At 33.7% G+C, this 22,039-nt stretch carries 25 protein-coding genes; 16 read left to right on the forward strand and 9 right to left on the reverse strand.

Annotated elements, in window-relative coordinates; translation table 11 throughout:
• Nucleotides 1-5: 5 nt before the first annotated feature.
• Nucleotides 6-683, forward strand: a complete 678-nt coding sequence (locus ACRASX_RS11635) for a metal-dependent hydrolase (protein ID WP_432221345.1) — start codon at nucleotides 6-8, stop codon at nucleotides 681-683.
• Between the two features lie 17 nt (nucleotides 684-700).
• A complete protein-coding gene (locus ACRASX_RS11640; RefSeq protein ID WP_432221346.1) occupies nucleotides 701-1,171 on the forward strand; it encodes a MepB family protein in 471 nt (156 codons plus the stop codon).
• 51 nt (nucleotides 1,172-1,222) lie between these two features.
• Here ACRASX_RS11640 and ACRASX_RS11645 read toward each other — a convergent pair whose 3' ends face one another.
• Nucleotides 1,223-3,445: an FUSC family membrane protein gene (locus ACRASX_RS11645; RefSeq protein ID WP_432221347.1), complete on the reverse strand. Its 2,223-nt coding sequence runs from the start codon at nucleotides 3,443-3,445 to the stop codon at nucleotides 1,223-1,225.
• Between the two features lie 203 nt (nucleotides 3,446-3,648).
• On the opposite strand from ACRASX_RS11645, the gene def reads away from it, so the two are divergent.
• The 3 genes from def (at nucleotide 3,649) to mazG (ending at nucleotide 5,661) form a co-directional block, all read left to right on the forward strand.
• Nucleotides 3,649-4,236: a peptide deformylase gene (gene def, locus ACRASX_RS11650; protein ID WP_066308072.1), complete on the forward strand. Its 588-nt coding sequence runs from the start codon at nucleotides 3,649-3,651 to the stop codon at nucleotides 4,234-4,236.
• Between the two features lie 59 nt (nucleotides 4,237-4,295).
• Nucleotides 4,296-4,805 carry a DUF5606 family protein gene (locus ACRASX_RS11655; RefSeq protein ID WP_432221348.1) on the forward strand — a complete coding sequence of 170 codons (510 nt, stop codon included), beginning with the start codon at nucleotides 4,296-4,298 and terminating at the stop codon, nucleotides 4,803-4,805.
• A gap of 85 nt (nucleotides 4,806-4,890) precedes the next feature.
• Entirely contained in the window at nucleotides 4,891-5,661 is a 771-nt protein-coding gene (mazG, locus tag ACRASX_RS11660) for a nucleoside triphosphate pyrophosphohydrolase (protein WP_066308318.1), read from the forward strand.
• 101 nt (nucleotides 5,662-5,762) lie between these two features.
• Here mazG and ACRASX_RS11665 read toward each other — a convergent pair whose 3' ends face one another.
• Nucleotides 5,763-6,197 (reverse strand): DUF6526 family protein, encoded by a 435-nt coding sequence (locus ACRASX_RS11665; protein ID WP_066308313.1) that lies wholly within the window; start codon nucleotides 6,195-6,197, stop codon nucleotides 5,763-5,765.
• Nucleotides 6,198-6,401: 204 nt separating this feature from the next.
• On the opposite strand from ACRASX_RS11665, the gene ACRASX_RS11670 reads away from it, so the two are divergent.
• Entirely contained in the window at nucleotides 6,402-6,950 is a 549-nt protein-coding gene (locus tag ACRASX_RS11670) for a type 1 glutamine amidotransferase domain-containing protein (protein ID WP_066308310.1), read from the forward strand.
• A 136-nt stretch (nucleotides 6,951-7,086) separates the two neighbouring features.
• On the opposite strand, the gene ACRASX_RS11675 is transcribed toward ACRASX_RS11670, so the two are convergent.
• The 5 genes from ACRASX_RS11675 to ACRASX_RS11695 all read right to left on the reverse strand — a co-directional run bounded on the left by ACRASX_RS11675 (nucleotide 7,087) and on the right by ACRASX_RS11695 (nucleotide 12,770).
• Nucleotides 7,087-9,324: a nitric-oxide reductase large subunit gene (locus ACRASX_RS11675; RefSeq protein WP_066308066.1), complete on the reverse strand. Its 2,238-nt coding sequence runs from the start codon at nucleotides 9,322-9,324 to the stop codon at nucleotides 7,087-7,089.
• A gap of 461 nt (nucleotides 9,325-9,785) precedes the next feature.
• A complete protein-coding gene (locus ACRASX_RS11680) occupies nucleotides 9,786-10,364 on the reverse strand; it encodes a PhnA domain-containing protein (RefSeq protein ID WP_432221349.1) in 579 nt (192 codons plus the stop codon).
• A 75-nt stretch (nucleotides 10,365-10,439) separates the two neighbouring features.
• The gene (coaD, locus tag ACRASX_RS11685) at nucleotides 10,440-10,898 is read right to left on the reverse strand and encodes a pantetheine-phosphate adenylyltransferase (protein WP_432221350.1); all 459 of its coding nucleotides are present in this window, start codon (nucleotides 10,896-10,898) and stop codon (nucleotides 10,440-10,442) included.
• 65 nt (nucleotides 10,899-10,963) lie between these two features.
• Entirely contained in the window at nucleotides 10,964-11,653 is a 690-nt protein-coding gene (locus tag ACRASX_RS11690) for a DUF421 domain-containing protein (protein WP_432221351.1), read from the reverse strand.
• 142 nt (nucleotides 11,654-11,795) lie between these two features.
• Nucleotides 11,796-12,770, reverse strand: coding sequence for a D-alanine--D-alanine ligase (locus ACRASX_RS11695; RefSeq protein WP_432221352.1), 975 nt, complete (start codon nucleotides 12,768-12,770; stop codon nucleotides 11,796-11,798).
• Between the two features lie 119 nt (nucleotides 12,771-12,889).
• On the opposite strand from ACRASX_RS11695, the gene ACRASX_RS11700 reads away from it, so the two are divergent.
• Together ACRASX_RS11700 and ACRASX_RS11705 are read left to right on the forward strand one after the other, a co-directional pair.
• Entirely contained in the window at nucleotides 12,890-13,510 is a 621-nt protein-coding gene (locus ACRASX_RS11700; RefSeq protein ID WP_066308053.1) for a PASTA domain-containing protein, read from the forward strand.
• Nucleotides 13,500-14,546, forward strand: coding sequence for an RluA family pseudouridine synthase (locus tag ACRASX_RS11705; RefSeq protein ID WP_432221353.1), 1,047 nt, complete (start codon nucleotides 13,500-13,502; stop codon nucleotides 14,544-14,546). Before ACRASX_RS11700 ends, ACRASX_RS11705 begins: the two co-directional genes overlap by 11 nt.
• A gap of 62 nt (nucleotides 14,547-14,608) precedes the next feature.
• Here ACRASX_RS11705 and ACRASX_RS11710 read toward each other — a convergent pair whose 3' ends face one another.
• Nucleotides 14,609-15,211: an NUDIX hydrolase gene (locus ACRASX_RS11710; RefSeq protein ID WP_066308047.1), complete on the reverse strand. Its 603-nt coding sequence runs from the start codon at nucleotides 15,209-15,211 to the stop codon at nucleotides 14,609-14,611.
• Between the two features lie 7 nt (nucleotides 15,212-15,218).
• Here ACRASX_RS11710 and pyrE point away from each other — a divergent pair, with 7 nt between their 5' ends.
• Nucleotides 15,219-15,860 carry an orotate phosphoribosyltransferase gene (gene pyrE, locus ACRASX_RS11715; RefSeq protein WP_066308045.1) on the forward strand — a complete coding sequence of 214 codons (642 nt, stop codon included), beginning with the start codon at nucleotides 15,219-15,221 and terminating at the stop codon, nucleotides 15,858-15,860.
• 29 nt (nucleotides 15,861-15,889) lie between these two features.
• The gene (locus ACRASX_RS11720) at nucleotides 15,890-16,282 is read left to right on the forward strand and encodes an SRPBCC family protein (protein WP_432221354.1); all 393 of its coding nucleotides are present in this window, start codon (nucleotides 15,890-15,892) and stop codon (nucleotides 16,280-16,282) included.
• 184 nt (nucleotides 16,283-16,466) lie between these two features.
• Here the strand turns inward: ACRASX_RS11720 and ACRASX_RS11725 are convergent, their stop codons facing one another.
• The gene (locus ACRASX_RS11725) at nucleotides 16,467-17,195 is read right to left on the reverse strand and encodes a biotin--[acetyl-CoA-carboxylase] ligase (RefSeq protein ID WP_432221355.1); all 729 of its coding nucleotides are present in this window, start codon (nucleotides 17,193-17,195) and stop codon (nucleotides 16,467-16,469) included.
• A 92-nt stretch (nucleotides 17,196-17,287) separates the two neighbouring features.
• Here ACRASX_RS11725 and rsfS point away from each other — a divergent pair, with 92 nt between their 5' ends.
• The 6 genes from rsfS to ACRASX_RS11755 all read left to right on the forward strand — a co-directional run bounded on the left by rsfS (nucleotide 17,288) and on the right by ACRASX_RS11755 (nucleotide 22,033).
• On the forward strand, nucleotides 17,288-17,659 hold the full coding sequence (gene rsfS, locus ACRASX_RS11730; protein WP_066308042.1) for a ribosome silencing factor: 372 nt from the start codon (nucleotides 17,288-17,290) through the stop codon (nucleotides 17,657-17,659).
• Nucleotides 17,660-17,674: 15 nt separating this feature from the next.
• Entirely contained in the window at nucleotides 17,675-19,594 is a 1,920-nt protein-coding gene (gene ftsH / locus ACRASX_RS11735; RefSeq protein ID WP_066308037.1) for an ATP-dependent zinc metalloprotease FtsH, read from the forward strand.
• 113 nt (nucleotides 19,595-19,707) lie between these two features.
• On the forward strand, nucleotides 19,708-20,310 hold the full coding sequence (locus ACRASX_RS11740; RefSeq protein ID WP_066308034.1) for a lactate utilization protein B/C: 603 nt from the start codon (nucleotides 19,708-19,710) through the stop codon (nucleotides 20,308-20,310).
• Nucleotide 20,311: 1 nt separating this feature from the next.
• The gene (locus tag ACRASX_RS11745) at nucleotides 20,312-21,115 is read left to right on the forward strand and encodes a phosphatidate cytidylyltransferase (RefSeq protein WP_432221356.1); all 804 of its coding nucleotides are present in this window, start codon (nucleotides 20,312-20,314) and stop codon (nucleotides 21,113-21,115) included.
• On the forward strand, nucleotides 21,105-21,761 hold the full coding sequence (locus ACRASX_RS11750; RefSeq protein ID WP_066308306.1) for a phosphatidylserine decarboxylase family protein: 657 nt from the start codon (nucleotides 21,105-21,107) through the stop codon (nucleotides 21,759-21,761). Before ACRASX_RS11745 ends, ACRASX_RS11750 begins: the two co-directional genes overlap by 11 nt.
• Entirely contained in the window at nucleotides 21,761-22,033 is a 273-nt protein-coding gene (locus tag ACRASX_RS11755; RefSeq protein WP_066308028.1) for an acyl-CoA-binding protein, read from the forward strand. The genes ACRASX_RS11750 and ACRASX_RS11755 overlap by 1 nt, the downstream gene beginning before the upstream one ends.
• The last annotated feature ends 6 nt before the right edge of the window (nucleotides 22,034-22,039 follow it).

The following is a 22,039-nucleotide window of genomic DNA, read 5'->3' on the forward strand; positions in this document are numbered from 1 at the left end:
AGATTATGAAAATTACATTTTACGGTCACGCTTCTTTAGGAATAGAAGTAGGGGGAAAGCATATTTTAGTCGATCCTTATATTTCAGCAAATCCGAGTGCATCACACATTGATATAAATTCTTTAAAAGCAGATTACATTTTGCTTACTCATGCGCACGGCGATCACGTTTTGGATGTAGAGGCTATTGCAAAAAGAACCGATGCAACTATTGTTTCCAATGCTGAAATTGCGGGTTATTACGGTAATAAAGACTTTAAAACGCACCCAATGAACCATGGCGGAAGTTGGCAGTTTGATTTTGGAAAGGTAAAATATGTGAACGCCATTCATTCTAGTTCTTTCCCAGACGGAAGTTACGGTGGAAATCCGGGTGGTTTTGTAATCGAAGGAGAACATAAAAACATTTACATTGCGGGCGACACGGCATTGACGATGGACATGAAGCTAATTCCGCTTAGAACAAAATTAGACTTAGCAATTTTACCTATTGGTAATAATTTTACAATGGATGTAGAAGATGCTATTATCGCTTCTAACTTTGTAGCATGCGATAAAATTTTAGGCTATCATTTTGATACTTTTGGTTATATCGAAATTGATCATGAAGCAGCTATCAAAAAGTTTTTTGATAACCAAAAAGATTTGATGCTTTTAGAAATTGGTGAATCAATTGAATTGTAATTTCTAATTTTATTTTTTTGAATTCAGAGAGAATTATACCATATTTTTGCGTTGCTTTTTTAAGTAAGAATTTTTCATTAACTGAACCTTTCAATTATCAAACTGTACTCATTGAAAAAGAAAGTAAAGAGTACAATGCTTGTCGATTTGCACTAAATACTAAATTAATTGTATATCGACAAGCAAAAATTACACCCACCAAAATTGGTCAATTTGTGACGTTGTGGAAAAGGAATCCGAATAAAATAATAGCACCTTTTGATGCCACAGATGCTATTGATTATGTTGCTGTTTTAGTTAAAAACAAAATTCATTTGGGTCTATTTTTATTTCCTCAAGATGTCTTATTTCAGCAGGGAGTTTTCTCTACAGTAGTTAAACAAGGAAAAAGGGCAATTAGATTGTATGCACCTTGGGATATCGCAACGAGTAAGCAAGCATTGGCAACACAAAAATGGCAGCTGAATTATTTTATTGACTTAAGCTGAAGAGTTTAATGCAAGTAAAGAAAGTTTTAAATTTACCGTAAATCATTTTTGTTACAGATGATTACCAGACACAAATTCTTTTGTGACCTTCAAAATGTTATCAGAAATGTTATTCATCCAAGTAAGTTGCTCAATAACCAATTGTACTTCTTGTCTGTAATCGTCTGTTTCTGATTCTAACTGGGAGTTTTGATCTGCATACAATTTTTCACGAACTTTCTTTAATTCTTGAAAACGAAGTGTTAAGGCTTCTTCATCTTTTTCGGAGTCAAAAATAAAAGGTTCTCCTTTGAGTATAGCGACAGCTGCAGTAAGCTTTTTTATAACGGTATCTACAATAAAGTTAAAAGCGTCTGAAGCCGAAGTCGTTTCGTGCGATTGAATATAAGTTCCTAGAGATGCAGTAGCAGACAATAAGGAATGATTCATCACTGCTAACTTATTTATTTGCGGTAGTAACGCTTGTTTCGACTTTGGTTCTTGCAACATCCGTTGAAAAGAGGTCATTAAATTTCCAATTTCGATAAAAGCTTTCTTTCGCGCCAAGCGATAATCTAATGAAACAATACCTTTGTTGTTGTAAAAAACTGCAATTTCTTTGAGGTAATCTCGATTGGCTTCGACGGAGCGCGTCACGAATGGTTTGGTACTTAAAAATTCCCAAGAAGGCCATAAAAAATAATTAGCTAAAAATGCCAAAGTAGCACCAACTACCGAATCAATAATTCGAAATTGAATGACTTCGTAAATATTAGGAGTAACGATTCCGTACACAAATACAACATACATCGTAATAAAAGTAGCACCAACTTTGTAATTACTTTGCGTAAAAGAAATTCCGATGAGCATACACATAATCGCAAAAATGCTAATGGCTGTGTTGTTTTTTACTAAAGAAACAATTCCGAATGCAATTATAGCACCCAAAACAGTTCCGAAAATTCGGTTGTACGAACGTTCTTTGGTTAAACCATAACCAGGGCGCATAATAACAACGATCGTCATTAAAATCCAATACACATTTTGAAAAGGTAGAAACTGGCCTATTATAAAACCGACCATGATTGTACAAGTTAAACGCAGCGAATGACGAAATAAAGTAGATGAAAAACTTAAATTTTCAATTAGCGTACGAATAGGATAATACTGTGGCGTAAGAAACTTTTCCAAGTTATTATTTCGTTCTTTAAAATCAAATGATTTTACCGCCATCGAAAAAGCACGATCAACAATTCTAATTTTTTCTACCTGATTTTTAGCATATTTAGACATGTTGGTTAACATCAATACGCCTTCAGTGCGATCTGTAACGTGCGGATCATTTTTATAAATTTGAATCCCTTTTTCAAGTTTCTTTAAAGCATCATTTATATCGTGTTTAGAACTATAGGCAACAGGTTTATGGACACTCTTGGCTAATTTATTCAATCGATTCGCCAGCTTATAAGCTAAGTTTTGATACGCTAACAGCACTTCTGGGTTTTTCTTAAAGTATCCTTGCAACTTATCGTGGTCAAAAGAAGTAGATAAAGCTAACTCTTGAATTTCGACTAAAGTGATAAAAGCAATCAACATTTTTTTACTTTGAGCCGAGATTCCTGAATTTATTTTATCGCTAAAAAGTACTTTTCGAAGGTTTTCGTGTATGGTGTTGACTTCGACCTGAAGATTAAGCTGTTTCTCGGTAATTTTTTGCCTGTTTGCGCCTGGGCTCCATAAATCACCTCGAAGTTTCAAGTATTTTGCGGTTAATTTTATAACTGCTGCTAATTCGATTTCGGCATATCGATGCGGTTGAAGGTAATGAAAAATTAAAGAGACCAATAAGAAAAACATACCTCCCGCAAAGGTGTATCCGGCATAAATTAAAATATCCCAACCTTCGTGAATATGAGCAAATGATAAAGAAATCGCTAATAATGCCGAGAACGAAACCATAGTTGCTCGCTGACCGTAAACGGTTAGCATCGAAGCCAGAAAAAGTAAAGCTGTCAAAAACGGATAAAAAATAATGGGATAGGGAATAAATATATTTACCAAAATATTAATTCCAGCAAAAATTAAGGATGCCACAAATAGCCCATTTATCTTATGTCTTATCGAACTCGGAATGTCCGTTGGAAAAGCAAAAAAAGCGCCTAGAGCTACCGCAAAACCAATGGTAAAATAACCCAACCAACTAAAAAATATGACTGGCACCACGGCCGCAATTGTAATTTTTAATGCGTTTACAAAAGCGATACTATTGGTGTGTTTACGTATTTTTTGGAGCATGTTTATGGGTTTACTAGCAAAGGTAAGAATTGTACGAAACAATTAATTATAAAGCAGACTTTGATTTAATTAAACTTACAAATAAATGTTATATAAAAGGATACTTTGGCTAAATCATTATTATTTTTTACTACTTTTGCGAACTTAATTCTGATAACAAATTTCAGATTTTTTTTTAGAAGTATAATAGTAATACTACACAAATGATTTTACCGATTATAGGATATGGTGATCCTGTTTTAAGAAAAGTTGGGGAAAATGTTACGGCAGAACACCCAAATTTAAAAGAGACTATTACCAACATGTACGAAACGATGAGTAATGCCTGTGGTGTTGGTTTAGCTGCTCCACAAGTTGCTTTGCCTCTACGATTATTTGTTATTGATACCGCTCCATTTAGTGACGATGAAGATCTGGAAGAAGAGGAACAAAAAGAATTAAAATCGTTTAGAAAAACATTCATTAACGCTAAGATCATCAAAGAAGAAGGCGAATTGTGGTCATTTAATGAAGGTTGTTTAAGTATTCCTGATGTTCGTGAAGATGTATTTCGTCACGAGAAAATTACAATAGAATATTGTGAAGAAGATTTCGTTATGAAAACTGAAGTTTTTGACGGATTGATTGCACGTGTAATTCAGCATGAATATGATCATATTGAAGGCGTTTTATTTACAGACAAAATATCTTCACTTAAAAAGCGTTTGATTCAAAAGAAATTAAAAAACATTATAGAAGGTAAAACATTCCAAGACTATCGCATGAAGTTTTTTGGAAAAAAAGGAAGGTAATTTCTTGTTTTTGACCTATTTATTCATACAACCGAATTCTTAATACAAATTATATAAAAATGAATTTAGAAAAAATTTTAGCTATTTCTGGAAAACCAGGTTTATATGCACTTAAAGTTCAAACTCGTACGGGTTTTGTTGCTGAGTCTTTAGTAGATGGTAAAAAAGTTACGGTAAGTTTAAAAAGCAATGTAAGTTTATTGTCTGAAATTTCAATCTACACGTACGAAGGTGAAAAACCATTGGCGGAAGTAATGAAATTAATTGCAGACAAAGAAGATAAAGGTCCAGCAATTTCTCATAAAGAGGACAATGCTACGCTATTGGCTTATTTTAAAGAAGTGCTGCCAAACTACGATGAAGATCGTGTATATCCATCAGATATTAAAAAGATTTTGAACTGGTACAACATGCTTCAAGGAAAAGGACTGGTTACTGATTTAGCTCCAGCCGCTGCAGAATCTGCAGAAGAAACTCCTGTTTTGGAAGAAGAAAAAAAAGCTGCTGAGAAAAAAGTTGCTGAAAAAAAGCCAGCTGTTAAGAAAACAGCTAAAGCTGAAGAAGAATAAAAATTTTTCGAATTTAATATACAATCCTGTTGAGTACTTCTTGACAGGATTTTTTATTTTTACGAATACTTTAAAAGTCAAAATTATGAGCAAAGAAAAACAAGTCGAAGCCTTTGAGAGACTTCTTACGATAATGGACGATTTACGTGAGAAATGTCCATGGGATCAAAAGCAAACCATGCAGTCTCTGCGCCACCTCACCATAGAAGAAACGTACGAGTTAGGTGATGCTATTTTAGATAATAATCTAAATGAAGTAAAAAAAGAACTAGGCGATTTACTTTTACATATTGTTTTTTATGCCAAAATTGGTAGTGAGACCAACGATTTTGACATGGCAGATGTTTGCAATGAAATTTGCGAGAAATTAATTTTTCGTCACCCACATATTTACAGCGATACTGTTGTCAAAGACGAAGAGGAAGTAAAGCAAAATTGGGAAAAACTGAAATTAAAAGAGGGGAGAATTTCGGTCTTAGAAGGGGTTCCTAAAAGTTTGCCTGCTTTGGTAAAAGCTAGTCGAATTCAAGATAAAGTAAAGGGCGTTGGTTTTGATTGGGAAGAGCCACATCAAGTTTGGAATAAAGTACAAGAAGAATTGCAGGAGCTACAAGATGAAGTTGCAATTGGCGATCAAGATAAAATGGAAGCAGAATTTGGAGATGTTTTATTTTCTATGATTAATTACGCTCGTTTTTTAAAGATAAATCCAGAAGATGCTTTAGAACGAACGAATAAAAAATTTATCAAACGTTTTCAATATTTAGAATCAAAAGCGTCAGAATTAGGGAAACCTTTGGCAGATATGACTTTAGCCGAAATGGATGTGTTTTGGAATGAAGCTAAAAAATTGTAATTCTCTTCCTAAATTATAATGAATCAAAAAAGCCAGCAAACTGATTTTTAAGTGTGCGGGCTTTTTCTTTTGAAATATAATATTTAAAATTATGAATTGCTTTATACGCGTTCGTAATCACCTTTCCAATTAGTAATAGCTTTTTTGATTTGAGTTGCAGAAAGATTGTCTGAAATAGCCTTTTGTACTAAAGCCACTAATTCTTCATCAGGTGCAAAACGCAATGCAAATATTTGACTTTCACTTAATCTAAATTCTATGTTTTCGAATCTTTTGTTTGTTAATGTAAAATAACGGTATCGCATTTCTAGCTTTACGATTCTATTCTGCAATGTTAAAGCATAATGTTGTCGAACCATGAAAGCCAAACAAAACAGCACTACAAATACAATTGCTATAAAAGTCCATAATAAGGTATTTGTTTCAGTAAAAGCAAAATACACAGAGGCTGCAATTAGCGCCATGATAATTGGGTAATAGATAAAATGGTGCGGAGTATAAAATCGAATATGATTTGAATACGATTGTTTTTTCATTGTAAAATTTCTTTTAAAAGTACAACCTTTGCGAAAGCGATATTTTACATAATTGTGCATAAAAACTACAATATTCCTAGTTGTTTTTGCGATGTCTCTTTACTTAACATTTTTTAGGATAACTTTAATACAAACAGTGCTTTACGATTATTTGTAATAGTTAACTTTAATAAAGTGAAATATAAATACATTAAAAATAGTACTATGAAAAAGAGAATAGCAATATTGGCAACAAATGGGTTTGAGGAAAGTGAATTAAAATCACCTAAAGAATACTTAGAAAATGAAGGTTGGACCGCAGATATAGTAAGTTTAAAAGCTGGAACTATTAAAGCGTGGAGCGATGGCAATTGGAGTAATGAATACAAAGTTGATGTTGTACTTAACGAAGCAAAATCTGAAAATTATGATGCATTGATGCTACCGGGTGGTGTTATTAATCCAGATCAATTACGAAGAGAGGAGCAGGCAGTTAATTTTGTTCGGGACTTTTTTCAAAGTAAAAAACCAGTTGCAGCTATTTGCCATGGACCTCAAATTCTTGTAGATGCAGATGTACTTAAAGGAAGAAGAGTAACTTCGTTTTCTTCTATAAAAAACGATTTGAAAAATGCCGGTGCATTTTGGGAAGATTCAGAAGTTGTGGTAGATAATGGATTAGTAACAAGTAGAAATCCAGACGATTTACCAGCATTTAATAAAAAGATGGTGGAAGAAATTAGGGAAGGTAAGCACGACAGTCAGTCTGTTTAAATAATTTCATAAAATATTCAAAAGCGTTGGTACTTAAAGTAGCAGCGCTTCTTTCTTTAAAAAAAAAATGCAAGATCTTTTGTTGATCTTGCATTTTTTAAAATTAAAATTGATTTGTTAAATATAGTGTACTGCTTTATTTTTTAGTTTTTCTGAAAGTCAATTCAAAAACAAAATAACAAAGAGATAGAATTCCAATTCCGAAAATGGTATCACCAATAGCACGCAACCATTTTAAAGTTACCATTGTTGGTAATTGCATGAATTCTGCAGAACGTGCATACCACATACCGTGTTCGATACTTGCAATTGCTTGTAAGATACCTACTGGCAGTAAACTCATTAAAGCCATCGATAATAAACCAATGTTAATTGTCCAGAATATAAATTTCATTAATTTTTCATTGAATACTTCTTGACGGTATAAACTTCTTAATACAAATAACATCAATCCAATTCCTAACATTCCGTATACACCAAACAAAGCAGTATGCGCATGCAAAGCTGTTGTATTTAAACCTTGGATATAGTATAATGCAATTGGTGGATTAATAATAAAACCAAAAACACCAGCACCTAAGAAATTCCAGAAAGCTACTGCAATCATATAATAGATAGGCCATTTGTAATCGACAATCCAAGTCGTTGCTTTAGAAAGCGTGTAATTGTGATATGCTTCATATCCAATTAAAACTAAAGGTACAATCTCTAATGCACTAAACGTAGCTCCAAATGCCATAACAGCTGTTGGCGTACCAGAAAAGTACAAGTGGTGAAAAGTACCTAAAATTCCACCTGACATGAAAATAATAGTTGAAAAAATAACATTAATAGTAGCGGTTTTTGTTTTAAGAAGTCCAAGACGAACAAATAAAAACGCAATAACGACTGTCGCAAAAACTTCAAAGAAACCTTCAACCCATAAGTGAACAACCCACCATCTCCAGTATTCGGCGATCGCTAAGTTAGTTTGTCTACCCCACATTAAACCAGCTGCATAAAATGATGCAATAGCTGCGCAGGAAATTAAGAACATAATGATTAAGTTTTTCTCTTCTGTACCTTTTTTAAGTACAGGAATTAGAGGACGTATCATTAAAGCTAACCACAAGAATAAACCAACTAATAAGAAAATTTGCCAAAAACGACCTAAGTCAACATATTCGTAGCCTTGGTGTCCAAACCAGAAATTGTCTACAAGATCTAATTTTTGCATTACTCCAAACCATTGACCAATCATAGAACCCACTACAATGATTAATAAAGCAAAGAATAGAAAGTTAACTCCAAATACTTGGTATTTAGGATCTTTCCCTGAAACTGCTGGAGCAATGTACAAACCTGTAGCCAGCCAAGCTGTAGCAATCCAGAAGATTGCCAACTGTGTGTGCCACGTTCTAGTAACCGAGTAGGGTAGGTATTGGTCTAAAGGAATTCCGTAGAAACCATTTCCTTCTACACCATAATGCGCTGTAATGACCCCAAAAACAACTTGTAAAACGATTAGTAAACTAACTATCCAAAAGTATTTTTTAATCTGAAACATCGATGGCGTCATTCCTTGTTTTAATAAAGGATCGCTAACCGGTGTTTCTAAATGCTCTTCATTACCAGATTTAACGTGGTAAAAAATTAAAAGACCCGTACATAGTATCAATAATATAATACTAACTCCAGACCAAACCAGTAGGTCTTTTGTAGCGACGTTTCCAACCAAATCATCAGCAGGCCAGTTGTGCGTGTAAGAGATAACACCATCTGGTCTATTGGTTACCGTTGCCCAAGTTGCCCAAAAGAAAAAAGCATTCATTTTATGCATTTTTTCTTTCTCTTTGATTGACATTTTCGGTATTGCATAATCATGACGCAGTTGATCAAAACTAGGATCATCCATAAATAATCCTTCATAATGCTTACTTAAAGAAGCAATAGCTTCAATTCGATTACTAGAAATTGTGATCGTCTTCGTAACATCGTTGTAGGTGTTTTTACGAACATCAGCTTGCAAACGAATCTTCATTACTGACTGCTGCTCTTCTGATAAATTAGCGTAGTCTACTTTGTATTCTTGTTGAGACAATTTGTCTAATATAAAAAGTGCCTCACGGTGCAACCAATCTGCAGTCCAATCGGGTGCAACATAAGCTCCGTGTCCCCAAATTGATCCCAATTCTTGTCCACCAATACTTTGCCAAATGTTTTGACCGTCTTTAATTTCTTGTGCAGTAAAAACAGTGGCATTATCTTCTGATATAATTTTCTCAGGAATAGGCGGTGCTTTTTGATATATTTCGTAGCCGTAATACCCCAGTATCGCGAAAGAAATTCCCACGACAAAGGCAAATGCAATCCAGAGTTTTTTTTCTCTTTTCATGTTTACTAATTTTTATTTTTTAATGTTCGTAAAGCGTTTGTTTATAATGAGTAAAAATAACTCAGCACATTGAGATGCCTTTATGAGCCAAATCATAAAGCGCGAATAATAACAAGAATTCCTCTATTTTTATAAGTCGCTCAGGGACAATAACCTATGCTTAGGTTACCAAATATGAAAATAAAAATAGTAAATTTTAATCAAATTAATCCTATAATAAATTTATTTGTTGGACTACGAAAAAAGTCAAATGTATTTGAAATCTTTTAAAAATGAATTCCCTTTTAAGAATCAAAAGTATATTTTGGAAACATTTACAAATCATAATAAAAAAATATTTTGAACTTTTTCGTTAATCACTTTTAATTCAAAGTCATCTACGTTTTAAAAGAGATCATTGGGTATAAAGCAAAAAAAATCCGCTAAATTATGTAGCGGATTTTTTGTAATGATAAAATGTATTAAATTTTCTTTACATACTGTGTGATGATTACAATTTGCTGACCATCGACTTTCCCTTCGATATATTCGGCATTTTCATGATCGAGACGAATGTTTCTAACTGCAGTACCTTGTTTGGCTACCATGCTAGATCCTTTTACTTTTAGATCTTTAATTAAAACTACCGAGTCTCCATGTTCTAAGATAACTCCGTTACTGTCACGGTGAACAATTTTGTTTTCATCATCTTCGCCTTCGCCAGTAGCTTGAGCCCAAGCCAAGGTATCTTCGTCAAAATACATTTGCTCTAACAGTTCTTGAGGCCATCCGTTATTTCTTAAACGACTCAACATTCTCCATGCTACGACTTGCACCGCAACGTGTTCACTCCACATGCTATCGTTCAAACATCTCCAATGGTTTAAATCTTCGTGACCAGCATTTTCGATTTGATCGATACAGGTATCACATGCCATGATGGCTTCGTCAATTCCACCTTTTTGAGTAGGCAAAACTTGATATACTTTTAAGTTTTCAGTTGCTGCGCACAATTCACATTTCGATCCGCTGCGTTTATTTAATTCTCTATCTAAACTCATTTCTCTCTATTTTCAATTATTGGGGCGAAAGTACAGTTAAATCTTTCGTTTGCCAAGTTTAAGATATTAGACTTTTTATTTTTGTACTCGTACGGCTTCTGGAACCAACATTTCATATTCTCCGCCATTGCGTAAAACATCACGAACTATACTCGAACTAATATAAGAAGTTTTGGCAGCGGTTAATAAAAAGACGGTTTCTATTTTAGACAAACGTCTGTTGGTGTGTGCTATAGCTTTTTCAAATTCAAAATCAGCAGGATTACGTAAACCTCTTAAAATAAAATTAGCACCAATTCGGTGACACAAGTCAATTGTTAAACCTTCGTAAGTAATTACGCTTACCTTCGGTTCATTTTTAAAAGTTTCCTCGATAAAATGCTTACGCTCTTCTAGGGAGAACATGTATTTTTTATCTGCATTAACACCAATGGCTATTACAATTTCATCAAATAGTGAAATGGCTCTGTTTATAATGTCTTCGTGACCTAAAGTTATCGGGTCAAAAGATCCCGGAAATATGGCTTTTCTCATTTTTTTATTTTGAGTTCTGATTTTACTAATTCAAAGGTACAAAGGATAACACTGCAAATTAGTAGTTATCCAATTCGTACTGTTTTTATTGCCAGCACCCATTCTTTTTTGCTGCAATTTTCACAAGTTCCGCCGTCCGTTGTTAACTCTTGTATATTTCCGCAGAAAGAGCAAGCGTATGTACCATTATAGGTTACTATCTCCGACTTTTGATTGTATAACTGAGGAACGATTGGTAGGCCATATTTTACTTCTTCATCAGGGTAATAAAAGGTGCTTATTTCCCCACTAGTTTCGACATAAGCATTCTTTATCTGTCCTAAATGCTCAATAGACTTCATTCGAAGTTCCTGAAAAAATTCATCCTGAGCCAAACTTTCCTTTTTAAATGATCGCAGAGAAAATTCACCTTCATCAATGATACACTCTGTTTTTCCCTCGATAAATTGTTCAAATTTAGAACTCACTCCCGTTAGCCACGTAATGCCTTTATAAAATAAAATAATTACGACTATTACCGTTACAGCCGGTAATAAGCCAACATTATCATACAACATAGGATCTCCCGCAGCAGAACCTAAAGCAATTATAATTACGGTTTCAAAGACAGACAATTGCTTGACACCTCTTTTTCCCGTAATTTTTAACGCTAAAAGCAATACAGCAAACATAATGATCGATCGAAAAAATACCTCAATTAAAAAGTAAGGCGGTAAATCATTAAATAATATTCTTTTCCAATCCAATGTTTTCATCTGTTTTTATGCTAATTTTTAATAATTTATTCTTCTATTTTTATTATTTGAAATAAAATAGTAGTGTAAAAATTTATAGACTCAAGGTGATGAAATAACTAAATCTGTGAATCTTTCTAATTATACGACTAAACGTTTGAGATTACTCTTTGATTGCTAACTCAATTGCGTTTGAAAACAATTCTTCTAATGTAATTCCAGCTGCTTCGGCCTGTTGAGGCAATAAACTTTCGGTTGTTAAACCCGGAATCGTATTCATTTCCAACATATGCGGTTCTTCATTTACGATAATAAATTCACTTCGAGAAAAACCTTTCATTTGTAAAATTTCGTAAACACGTTTGGCAATTTCTGCTATTTTTTCAGTCATTTCAGTTGAAATTCTAGCTGGAGTAATTTCTTGGGATTTTCCTAAATATTTCGCTTCATAATCAAAAAAATCATTTTCAGAAACTATTTCGGTAATAGGTAAAACCGTCACTTTTCCTTTGTAATTAATTACGCCAACCGAAACTTCTGTGCCATCGAGAAAACTTTCAATAATAATCTCATTATCTTCCTTATACGCCATTTCAATTGCAATTGGCAATTCTGCGGCAGTTTTTACTTTCGAAATTCCGAAACTTGAACCTGCTTTATTTGGCTTCACAAAGCACGGTAAGCCCACCTTTGTTACAATTTGGTCGGTATAGATTGCATCGCCTTTATTTAGGTAATACGACGTAGCTGTTTTAATTCCGTATGGTTTTAAAACAGAAAGCAAATCGCGTTTATTGAAAGTTAGTGCAGCCTGATAATAATCGCAAGAAGTATGCGGCAGCTCAAGTAGTTCAAAGTACGCCTGCAGCAAACCATCTTCGCCTGGAGAGCCGTGAATGGCATTAAAAATACAATCGAAATTTATTTTTTCGCCATTGACAGTAGTAGAAAAGTCGTTTCTGTCAATAGGAAATTCAGTCTCATTTTCGTCAACATAAACCCATTTCTCTTTTAAAATATGAATTCTATAAGCGTTAAATTTCGTTTTATCTAAATATTGATAAACTACGTTACCGCTAATTAGTGAGATTTTAAATTCGCTCGAATATCCGCCCATGACGATGGCAATGTTTTTCATTTGATAACTTTAATAGGTTAATTGTCTAACCGAATCGGCGATTAAACGTATGCTAAACAAAATTATCATTTTTTTTGAAACGAAATAGCTTTATCTTTGCCACCAATAAAAATTAATCTATGAGTTTACGTAAATATCTAGTAAGTCGTGTTTTTTGGACGCAAGTTTTAATTGCCCTCGGTGCAAGCGCTGTTTTAATCTATTTATTCATGCACTGGCTGACGTTTACAACCGATCACGGTCATGAGCTAGCTGTTCCTGACTTACGTAAATTGACAGAAGAGCAAGTAGAAAAAAAATTAGATGGTATTGATTTGGATTACGTGCTTTTGGATAGCGTAGATTATAGAAGCGAGTTTCCAAAAAGTAGCGTAGTAGAACAAGATCCAGAGCCAGGAACTAAAGTAAAAGTGGGCCGAAAAATATATATTAAAATTAATGCTTCTGGATTTTCATCTGTTCGAATTCCAGATTTAATTGAGAAAACGTACCGTGAAGCAGTTCCAACTTTAAAAGCGTTAGGCTTAGAAGAAGGAACAATTACCTATATTCCAAATCTTGGAAAAGACATGGTTTTAGAAATGCGTTACAAAGGAAGAAATTTAAAAGTAGGAGACCGCGTTCTAAAAGCATCTAAGATCGATTTGGTTTTAGGAGATGGGAAAGCGAGTTATGTTGATGAAAGTCAGGCAAATGATACAATTGAAGCAGGAGACGAAAACGCACCAGATGAACAGTAATAAAGAAAATTTAGATTTAGAAGAAGAATTGTTTGAGCACCATAGATTTGAAATTCCGAAAGGACAAGCTTTGTTGCGAATTGATAAATATCTGATGAATATGATCGAGAATTCTACTCGAAATAAGATTCAGAATGCCGCTACTGAAGGAAATATTTACGTAAATGATATTGCGGTAAAATCCAATTACAAAGTAAAACCGTTTGATGTGATTACGATTATGTTATCGCATCCGCCGTTCGAAAATCATATTATTCCTGAGAATATTGCGCTAAATATCGTTTACGAAGACGATGCTTTGTTGTTGATAAACAAAGAGCCAGGTTTGGTAGTACATCCAGGACATGGCAATTATACGGGGACATTAGTTCATGCTTTGGCCTATCATTTTGAGAATTTACCACTGAATAGTTCTGAGCGACCAGGTTTGGTTCACAGAATTGATAAAGATACTTCTGGCTTATTGGTTATTGCAAAAACAGAGGCGGCTATGACGCATTTAGCCAAGCAATTTGAAGCTAAAACCACCGAAAGGGAATATGTGGCTTTAGTGTGGGGAAATGTGGCAGAAGAAAGCGGAACAATTGAAGGGAATTTAGCGCGTCATGTAAAAGATCGTATGCAAATGGCCGTTTTTGCTGATCCAGAAATAGGAAAGCCAGCGGTTACGCATTACCAAGTTTTAGAGCGTTTTGGATACGTAACTTTGATAAAATGTCAGTTAGAAACCGGTAGAACACATCAAATTCGTGCGCACTTAAAACACATCGGACATCCTTTATTTAACGACGAACGGTATGGCGGTCATTTAATCCTAAAAGGAACTACGTTTACCAAATACAAACAATTCATAGACAATTGTTTTAAAGCGTTACCAAGGCAAGCATTGCATGCTAAAACACTTGGATTTAAACATCCAACAACTGGACTAATGATGCGTTTTGATACAGAACTTCCGCAAGATTTTCAAAGCTGTATCGAGAAATGGAGAAATTACTCTAAATCTCATGCGACAGACGAAGAAGACGAAAATTAATAAAAAAAAGCCTCAAAATAGATTTAATTTTGAGGCTTTTTTCATTTCAATCAGCATAATTTTTACTTTCCAATCTTTTCTTCTTCAAATAATAGTTTGATGTTTTCGTAAGAATTTTTAAGCGCTTCTTGAATTTGTTCTGGATTTAACCACGCTACTTTTTCAATGCCTTCGTCTTCTTGACCAACTAAAACTCCGTCAAAAGTGCTGTGCATTTCGAACCAATGTGTAATTTTAAGCTTGTATTTTCCATTTCTTTTGAAAATATGATACGTTTTTTGCAACTTATTTTTAATTTTAAGCTGATTTACGCCCGTTTCTTCCTCAACTTCCCGCATGGCCGTGTCTTCAATTAACTCGCCTTTATCTGTGCCGCCTTTTGGTAAATCCCATTTGCCATTTCGAAAAATAAACAAAACTTCACCTTTTTTGTTGTAGACCAAACCGCCACCAGCCTTAGTTACAGGGATTTTAGATTTTAAAGTTTTCATTATTTCTTTTTCATCAGGATGATAAAGATAAGCTTGTTGAATTTTATTTTGAAAAATTTTCACAATAAGTTGTTCAATATCGATGCTCTCAAGCAAGAATAATTGAAAATTAGTCTCCTTGGAGATTTCATTTGTCAAAAAAAGTGGTTTGTCGTTTACAAAAACTTTATACATTTGTAGTATGATTTTTAATAAAGATACTGCCGAAAAAACAGCCGAGTTACTTTTGCAAATAAATGCAATTAAATTGAATCCTAAAAATCCTTTTACATGGGCTTCGGGATGGAAATCACCAATTTATTGTGACAACAGGCTAATTCTCTCATTTCCTAGCATCAGAAATTATGTTAGAGACGCTTTTGCGGAGAGCATTGAAAAACAATTTGGAAAACCAGATGTGATTGCTGGAGTTGCTACAGGCGCGATAGGCGTTGGAATTTTGGTCGCCGAAGCGATGGATCTTCCTTTTGTGTACGTGAGACCTGAAGCAAAAAAACATGGAAGACAAAATCAAGTCGAAGGTTATTTTGAAGCGGGACAAAAAGTTGTCGTTGTTGAAGATTTAATCAGTACAGGAAAAAGTAGTTTGCTTGCAGTAGAGGCATTGCGTAGTGCAGGAGCTGATATTTTGGGAATGGCAGCTATTTTTACGTATGGTTTTGGTATTGCCGAAGAAAATTTTAAAGAAGCAAACATCGATTTATTTACTTTGAGTAATTACTCAAATTTATTACATTTGGCTGTTGCAAAAGAGTACATTTCTAAAGATGATTTAGAAACTTTGCAAGAATGGAGCGTTAATCCTGCAACTTGGAATCAATAAAAGAATCACTTACAATTAATATACATAAAATGAATTTACAAAGTCCTACAGTTACCGTTTCAAAATCGGCTCAAGAATTATTTGATTTGTTGAGTGATGTGAAAAATTTCGAAAAATTAATGCCAGATAACATTGCGAAATTTGAAGTTATCGGAGAAGATGCTTTTATTTTTGGTTTGAAAGGTATGCCAGAAATAAAATTAAAAATGAAAGAGAAAGTAGCACCAAGTAAAATTGTTTTGGGTGCTGCGAGCGATAAGTTGCCATTTACTTTGGTTTCCAATATCGAATCTATTTCTGATGCATCAAGTACTGTAAAACTTGATTTTGAAGGAGATTTTAACCCAATGATGGCGATGATGATTAAAGGACCTATTGGAAAATTCATTGAAGCGCTCGCGACAAATATGACGAAACTATAAGTATTTATTGCTATAAAAAACAAAGTCCGTTTAGAAAATTTCTAAACGGACTTTTTTTATGCTTAAAAAATAGTTTCTCGGACTTCTAAAGCTGAGTACGCAGTGGCTTTGAATGGTGTTAATCATTTAATTTTGGAAGCTCTGAAGGTTTGCAACTTTGAACCTCTTTAATTTTAACCGTTCCTCAAAAAAGCATCTGAATTTCTTTAATATCAAACGAAGCGACTGAATCATCCTCCAATTGTACTTGTAACTGTCCAAATGGCGTTACTCCCACAATAATTCCCATAAACGTTTTTTGTTGTTGGTTTTTAAAAGGCATAGGAATTCCTTTTTTGAACAATTTATTAAAGTAAATTTTCCATAAACTTTCCGACTGCGTTTTCCATTCATTGATCAATTCTTGCATTTGGGTAACAATTAATTCAGGTAATAAAAATTTGTCAAATTCTTTATTGCAAATAACTGCCAACGAAGATGCTTTTGGTAAGCTTTCAAAGTCCTTCTGGTTGACATTCAAGCCAATTCCTACAATTGAACTTATTGTTCCGCCACTTTTTAAAGTGTTTTCTATCAAAATTCCGCCAACTTTTTTATTGTATGACATTATGTCGTTTGGCCACTTTATACTTAAATTCGGTATATTCCATTGTTCTAACACCGATATTACAGCTAATGAACTGATTACGGAAAGATTAAAAACGTGCTCATTTGAAGAAATAAAATCTTTAATCAAAACGCTTAGTATTAGATTTTTACCGACTTCAGAGTTCCATGACGTTCCTCTTTGTCCTTTACCTTTGGTCTGATTTTCAGCTGTAACCATGGTAAAGTTCCCCAATTGCTCCTGATTATTTAATGATTTTAGAAAGTCATTTGTCGAATCTATGGCATCGAGTTTGATTAGTTTCATTTATACAATTTAATTTATAAATTTAATATTTTGTTAAGGTTCAAAAATAAAGACAAAATTTGGTAACTTTACAAACTTATATAAAATAATTCATGACTAAAAAGGCTGTTAATAACGATGTTCTCTTGGCGAACATAATCAAAGGAATTGAAGAAGTAAAAGGAAATGACATCGAAATACTAGACTTAAGAGAAATTGACACAGCAGTGTGTGATTATTTCGTTATTTGTAACGGTACTTCAAATACTCAAGTTAACGCGATCGTTAACTCTATCCAAAAAATCGTATCTAAAGAATTAAAAGACAAACCTTGGCATGTTGAGGGAACTGACAATGCTGAATGGGTTTTGATGGATTATGTCAACATCGTAGTTCACGTTTTCCAAAAACACATCAGAGAATATTACAACATTGAAAGTCTTTGGGGTGATGCTAAAATTACTTCAATCGAAAACAAATACTAAAGAAATTTTCTTCAAATGGCTAAAGATAATAATCCAAATAAATTTAAGGTAAGTCCTTGGTTAATCTACACGGCAATACTTTTAGTTTTTCTATTTATAAGTTTTGCAACTGGAGGATCAAGTTTTGAGGAACCAGCACAATTGACTTCTTCTGATTTTAATAAAATTTTAGAAAAAGGTCAAATTGAAAAAGTGGTGGTTTATAATAAAACCGAAGCTGAAGTGTTTTTGAATGCCGATGCATTAAAAGAGAAAGAAAATGCTAAGGTTTCTAAAGATGTATTTGATAGACCTAACAAAGGTCCTCACTACACATTAGAGATTGGTAATGATCAGATATTTCAAAGTAAATTAGAGAAAGCAGTAACCGAAGGGAAGCTGAAAGACTTTAATTTCTTGCAAAAAAACAATTGGAGTGATATTCTAATCAGCTTACTTCCAATTATCATTATCATTGGTGTGTGGATTTTTATCATGCGCAAAATGTCTGGTGGTGGAGCTGGTGGCGGTGGTCAAATTTTTAACATCGGAAAATCAAAAGCAAAACTTTTTGATGAGAAGACAGATATTAAAACCACATTTAAAGATGTTGCCGGTTTAGAAGGTGCAAAAGAAGAAATTCAAGAAATAGTTGAATTTTTGAAAAACCCTGATAAATACACTAATTTAGGAGGTAAAATTCCAAAAGGAGCTCTACTTGTAGGTCCTCCGGGAACTGGTAAAACCTTATTAGCGAAAGCAGTAGCAGGAGAAGCGCAGGTTCCTTTTTTCTCTTTATCAGGTTCTGATTTTGTGGAAATGTTTGTAGGAGTAGGAGCATCTCGTGTTCGTGATTTGTTTAAACAAGCTAAAGAAAAAGCACCTGCAATAATTTTCATCGATGAAATTGATGCTGTTGGTAGAGCTCGTGGAAAAAGTAATATGTCAGGTGGTAATGATGAAAGAGAAAATACATTAAACCAACTGTTGACAGAAATGGATGGTTTTGGAAGCAATTCTAATGTCATTGTACTTGCTGCAACCAATAGAGCAGATGTCTTGGACAAAGCATTAATGAGGGCAGGACGTTTTGACAGGCAAATTTATGTTGATTTGCCAGACGTTCGTGAAAGAGCTGAAATTTTTCAAGTTCATTTAGCACCATTGAAAAAAGTAGAGGGTCTTGATTTAGACTTTTTGGCCAAACAAACTCCAGGTTTTTCGGGTGCTGATATTGCAAATGTTTGTAACGAGGCAGCATTAATTGCGGCGCGTTATAATAAAACTGCCGTAGATAAACAGGATTTCTTAGATGCTGTCGACAGAATTGTTGGTGGTTTAGAAAAGAAAAATAAGATTATTACTCCTGCAGAGAAAAAAGCAATTGCTATTCACGAAGCAGGTCACGCAACTGTGAGCTGGATGCTAGAGCATGCTGCACCTTTAATAAAAGTTACTATTGTTCCTCGCGGACAGAGTTTAGGAGCTGCATGGTATTTACCAGAAGAGCGTCAAATTGTTCATCCCGATCAAATGTTGGATGAAATGTGTGCGACAATGGGAGGTAGAGCAGCCGAAAAAGTTACTTTCAATCGTATTTCAACAGGCGCTTTAAGCGACTTAGAAAAAGTTACAAAGCAAGCGAAAGCGATGGTTACTATATATGGTTTGAACGATAAAATCGGAAATGTAACTTATTATGATTCGTCTGGGCAAAGTGACTATAATTTTTCTAAGCCTTATTCAGAAGAAACGGCAAAAGTTATCGACGCAGAAATTTCAGCTTTAATTGAAAGTCAGTACCAAAGAGCAATCGTTTTATTGGAAGCAAACAAAGACAAATTAAATCAATTGGCTGATATACTGATAGAAAAAGAAGTTATTTTTAAAGACGATTTAGAAGCAATTTTTGGGAAACGTACTTTTGATAAAAATTTAGAAGAGCAAGTTTCGTAAACTATACGTATTTATAGGATTATTTAGAAAATCTTAATTCAAAAACTACTTTTGAATTAAGATTTTTTTATCTTTGAACGTTTTCAACTAACTTGTAAAGTACTACATAGATAATGAATTTTTTTAAAAAGATATTTGGCTCTAGTAACGACGCATCCGAAGAGGAAAACACTAGCGAGTATTATAGCCCCACTACTGATCCTGAGCTTTCACCTGACGAGCAGTTCATTTTTAATTTTAAAAAAAATGGAGGTAAATTTTTATATTGTGAAAATTTAAAAGAAGTTAGTGAGCAATTCGAAAATATATTAGCAGAAAACGACTGGTTTGAAAATCACGCGATATGCTATGAACCTCGACTTTTTAAGCTTTTAAATGAAAATAAAATACCGTTTCAAAATAGTACAGATGCTAAATTTTTATTAGCGGCTTGTGAAAATTTAATTGCAGAAGAGGGATCTATTTTATTTTCTTCGAAACAAATTAAACAGCATAAACCTAACGAGTTACCTATTAATATTGTAATTGTAGGAACAACAAGTCAAATTTTGCATACTAAAAGTGATGCATTGAGTGCTATAAAAAGAAAGTACGACAAAGATATTCCAACCAATATCACGGCTATGAAATACTTTGAAAAAGCAAAAGAAGAAGATTTTACACAATACGGTAGCGTTGCTAAAAACCTCTACCTGTTGTTATTAGAAGATTTATAATATGAATGAGACCCTCAAGAGAGCACTTTCTGGAGCTGTATACATAATATTATTAATTGCTTCCATTCGATATTCAACGGATAGCTTTTTTTTACTATTCGGTGTATTTTTGCTTATCGCAGTTTATGAATTTTGTTTACTAGTTAATCTGAACGTGATATTCCCATTCATACTTGCGACCGCTTTGTATAGTTTAGCTTATCAGTATCATTTAGATCGCACTTACGATCAGATACTGTTGTTTATTGCACTACTATCCACGGTGAGATGCATTTTTTTCTTATTTGATGATAATAAAGTTGATTTTAATATCTTTCAGAAGTATTTTTACCTGGTAGGTTATATAGTTTTACCTTTCATTTTTATCACTAAAATCCCATTTGGAATAAAAGGATATAATCCAAAGATCATCATAAGCATCTTTATTTTGATTTGGACTAATGATACCTTTGCGTATATTGTTGGAAAATCTATTGGTAAAAATAAATTATTCGAAAAAATATCACCTAAAAAAACAATTGAAGGTTTTCTAGGCGGAGTAGTTTTTACCATTATTGCCAGCTTGTTAATTTCAGAATATTATATTGACGGAGCGCACTCTGTTTGGGTTAATATCGCTATTATTGCAGCTATTTTTGGAACCGTTGGTGATTTAGTGGAATCTAAGTTTAAACGTGTGGCAGGAGTAAAAGATAGTGGTGCCATTATGCCAGGACACGGTGGTGTTTTAGATCGCTTAGATAGTATTATATTTGTAGCACCAATTGTATTTTTATTATATCAAATTTTATATTATGTTTCATAAAGAAGGAACTGGATCGATTTTTTTAGCAACAATTTTCACAGCAGTCGTACTATTAGGTACCGATTATTTCATAACTGAAATGGTTTGGTTGAGAATGGCCTTGCAAATTGGAGCACTTTTAGTTTTAATTATTGTTTTGCAATTTTTTAGAAATCCTAAAAGAAGTGCAATTATTGATTCTAATACAATTATCGCTCCTGTAGATGGAAAAGTTGTTGTTATTGAAGAAGTCTACGAATCCGAATACTTTAAAGATCAACGTCTTCAAATTTCGATTTTTATGTCTCCTCTAAATGTGCATGTTACGCGTTACGCAATTAGCGGACTGGTAAAATTTAGTAAATACCATCCTGGTAAATTTTTAGTAGCTTGGCATCCTAAGGCAAGCGAAGAAAATGAAAGAACCACAATTGTAGTAGAAAACGAAAGTTTTGGTGCAATTTTATACCGTCAAGTTGCTGGTGCATTGGCTAAACGTATCGTAAATTACGCCAAAGAAGGGATGCAGGTTGTTCAAGGAACGGATGCTGGATTTATCAAATTTGGTTCTAGGGTTGATATATTTTTACCTATCGGTACACCAATTGATGTAGTTTTAAATCAAAAAGCTATAGGTGGTAAAACTATTATAGCAAAAAAGCTTTAATGACAGTAAAAGATTTAGATACTCGCTTTTCGGACGCGGTGGAAAGTGCGTCGAAAATGACAAAAAATTCCTTAGCACCAGACATGCAATTGCGTTTATATGCTTTTTACAAGCAAGCTACTTTTGGAACTGCTGTATACAACAATTCGAACAGTTTTGATTTAAGAGACGCTTTTAAGACAAATGCTTGGATGCAAATTAGTCATTATACTATTGCTGAAGCGAAAGAGGCCTACATAGAAATAGTAAACACTATTACTGAAATGGAGTAAATGGTA

Source organism: Flavobacterium sp. TMP13 (assembly GCF_050847115.1).
Lineage (GTDB): Bacteria > Bacteroidota > Bacteroidia > Flavobacteriales > Flavobacteriaceae > Flavobacterium.

Bases quoted from the DNA above. Each gene is read 5' to 3' on its own strand.
- ACRASX_RS11635 (WP_432221345.1), top strand. From the start codon at position 6: ATGAAAATTACATTTTACGGTCACGCTTCTTTAGGAATAGAAGTAGGG.
- ACRASX_RS11645 (WP_432221347.1), bottom strand. From the start codon at position 3,445: ATGCTCCAAAAAATACGTAAACACACCAATAGTATCGCTTTTGTAAAC.
- def (WP_066308072.1), top strand. From the start codon at position 3,649: ATGATTTTACCGATTATAGGATATGGTGATCCTGTTTTAAGAAAAGTT.
- ACRASX_RS11655 (WP_432221348.1), top strand. From the start codon at position 4,296: ATGAATTTAGAAAAAATTTTAGCTATTTCTGGAAAACCAGGTTTATAT.
- mazG (WP_066308318.1), top strand. From the start codon at position 4,891: ATGAGCAAAGAAAAACAAGTCGAAGCCTTTGAGAGACTTCTTACGATA.
- ACRASX_RS11665 (WP_066308313.1), bottom strand. From the start codon at position 6,197: ATGAAAAAACAATCGTATTCAAATCATATTCGATTTTATACTCCGCAC.
- ACRASX_RS11670 (WP_066308310.1), top strand. From the start codon at position 6,402: ATGAAAAAGAGAATAGCAATATTGGCAACAAATGGGTTTGAGGAAAGT.
- ACRASX_RS11675 (WP_066308066.1), bottom strand. From the start codon at position 9,324: ATGAAAAGAGAAAAAAAACTCTGGATTGCATTTGCCTTTGTCGTGGGA.
- ACRASX_RS11680 (WP_432221349.1), bottom strand. From the start codon at position 10,364: ATGAGTTTAGATAGAGAATTAAATAAACGCAGCGGATCGAAATGTGAA.
- coaD (WP_432221350.1), bottom strand. From the start codon at position 10,898: ATGAGAAAAGCCATATTTCCGGGATCTTTTGACCCGATAACTTTAGGT.
- ACRASX_RS11690 (WP_432221351.1), bottom strand. From the start codon at position 11,653: ATGAAAACATTGGATTGGAAAAGAATATTATTTAATGATTTACCGCCT.
- ACRASX_RS11695 (WP_432221352.1), bottom strand. From the start codon at position 12,770: ATGAAAAACATTGCCATCGTCATGGGCGGATATTCGAGCGAATTTAAA.
- ACRASX_RS11700 (WP_066308053.1), top strand. From the start codon at position 12,890: ATGAGTTTACGTAAATATCTAGTAAGTCGTGTTTTTTGGACGCAAGTT.
- ACRASX_RS11705 (WP_432221353.1), top strand. From the start codon at position 13,500: ATGAACAGTAATAAAGAAAATTTAGATTTAGAAGAAGAATTGTTTGAG.
- ACRASX_RS11710 (WP_066308047.1), bottom strand. From the start codon at position 15,211: ATGTATAAAGTTTTTGTAAACGACAAACCACTTTTTTTGACAAATGAA.
- pyrE (WP_066308045.1), top strand. From the start codon at position 15,219: ATGATTTTTAATAAAGATACTGCCGAAAAAACAGCCGAGTTACTTTTG.
- ACRASX_RS11720 (WP_432221354.1), top strand. From the start codon at position 15,890: ATGAATTTACAAAGTCCTACAGTTACCGTTTCAAAATCGGCTCAAGAA.
- ACRASX_RS11725 (WP_432221355.1), bottom strand. From the start codon at position 17,195: ATGAAACTAATCAAACTCGATGCCATAGATTCGACAAATGACTTTCTA.
- rsfS (WP_066308042.1), top strand. From the start codon at position 17,288: ATGACTAAAAAGGCTGTTAATAACGATGTTCTCTTGGCGAACATAATC.
- ftsH (WP_066308037.1), top strand. From the start codon at position 17,675: ATGGCTAAAGATAATAATCCAAATAAATTTAAGGTAAGTCCTTGGTTA.
- ACRASX_RS11740 (WP_066308034.1), top strand. From the start codon at position 19,708: ATGAATTTTTTTAAAAAGATATTTGGCTCTAGTAACGACGCATCCGAA.
- ACRASX_RS11745 (WP_432221356.1), top strand. From the start codon at position 20,312: ATGAATGAGACCCTCAAGAGAGCACTTTCTGGAGCTGTATACATAATA.
- ACRASX_RS11750 (WP_066308306.1), top strand. From the start codon at position 21,105: ATGTTTCATAAAGAAGGAACTGGATCGATTTTTTTAGCAACAATTTTC.
- ACRASX_RS11755 (WP_066308028.1), top strand. From the start codon at position 21,761: ATGACAGTAAAAGATTTAGATACTCGCTTTTCGGACGCGGTGGAAAGT.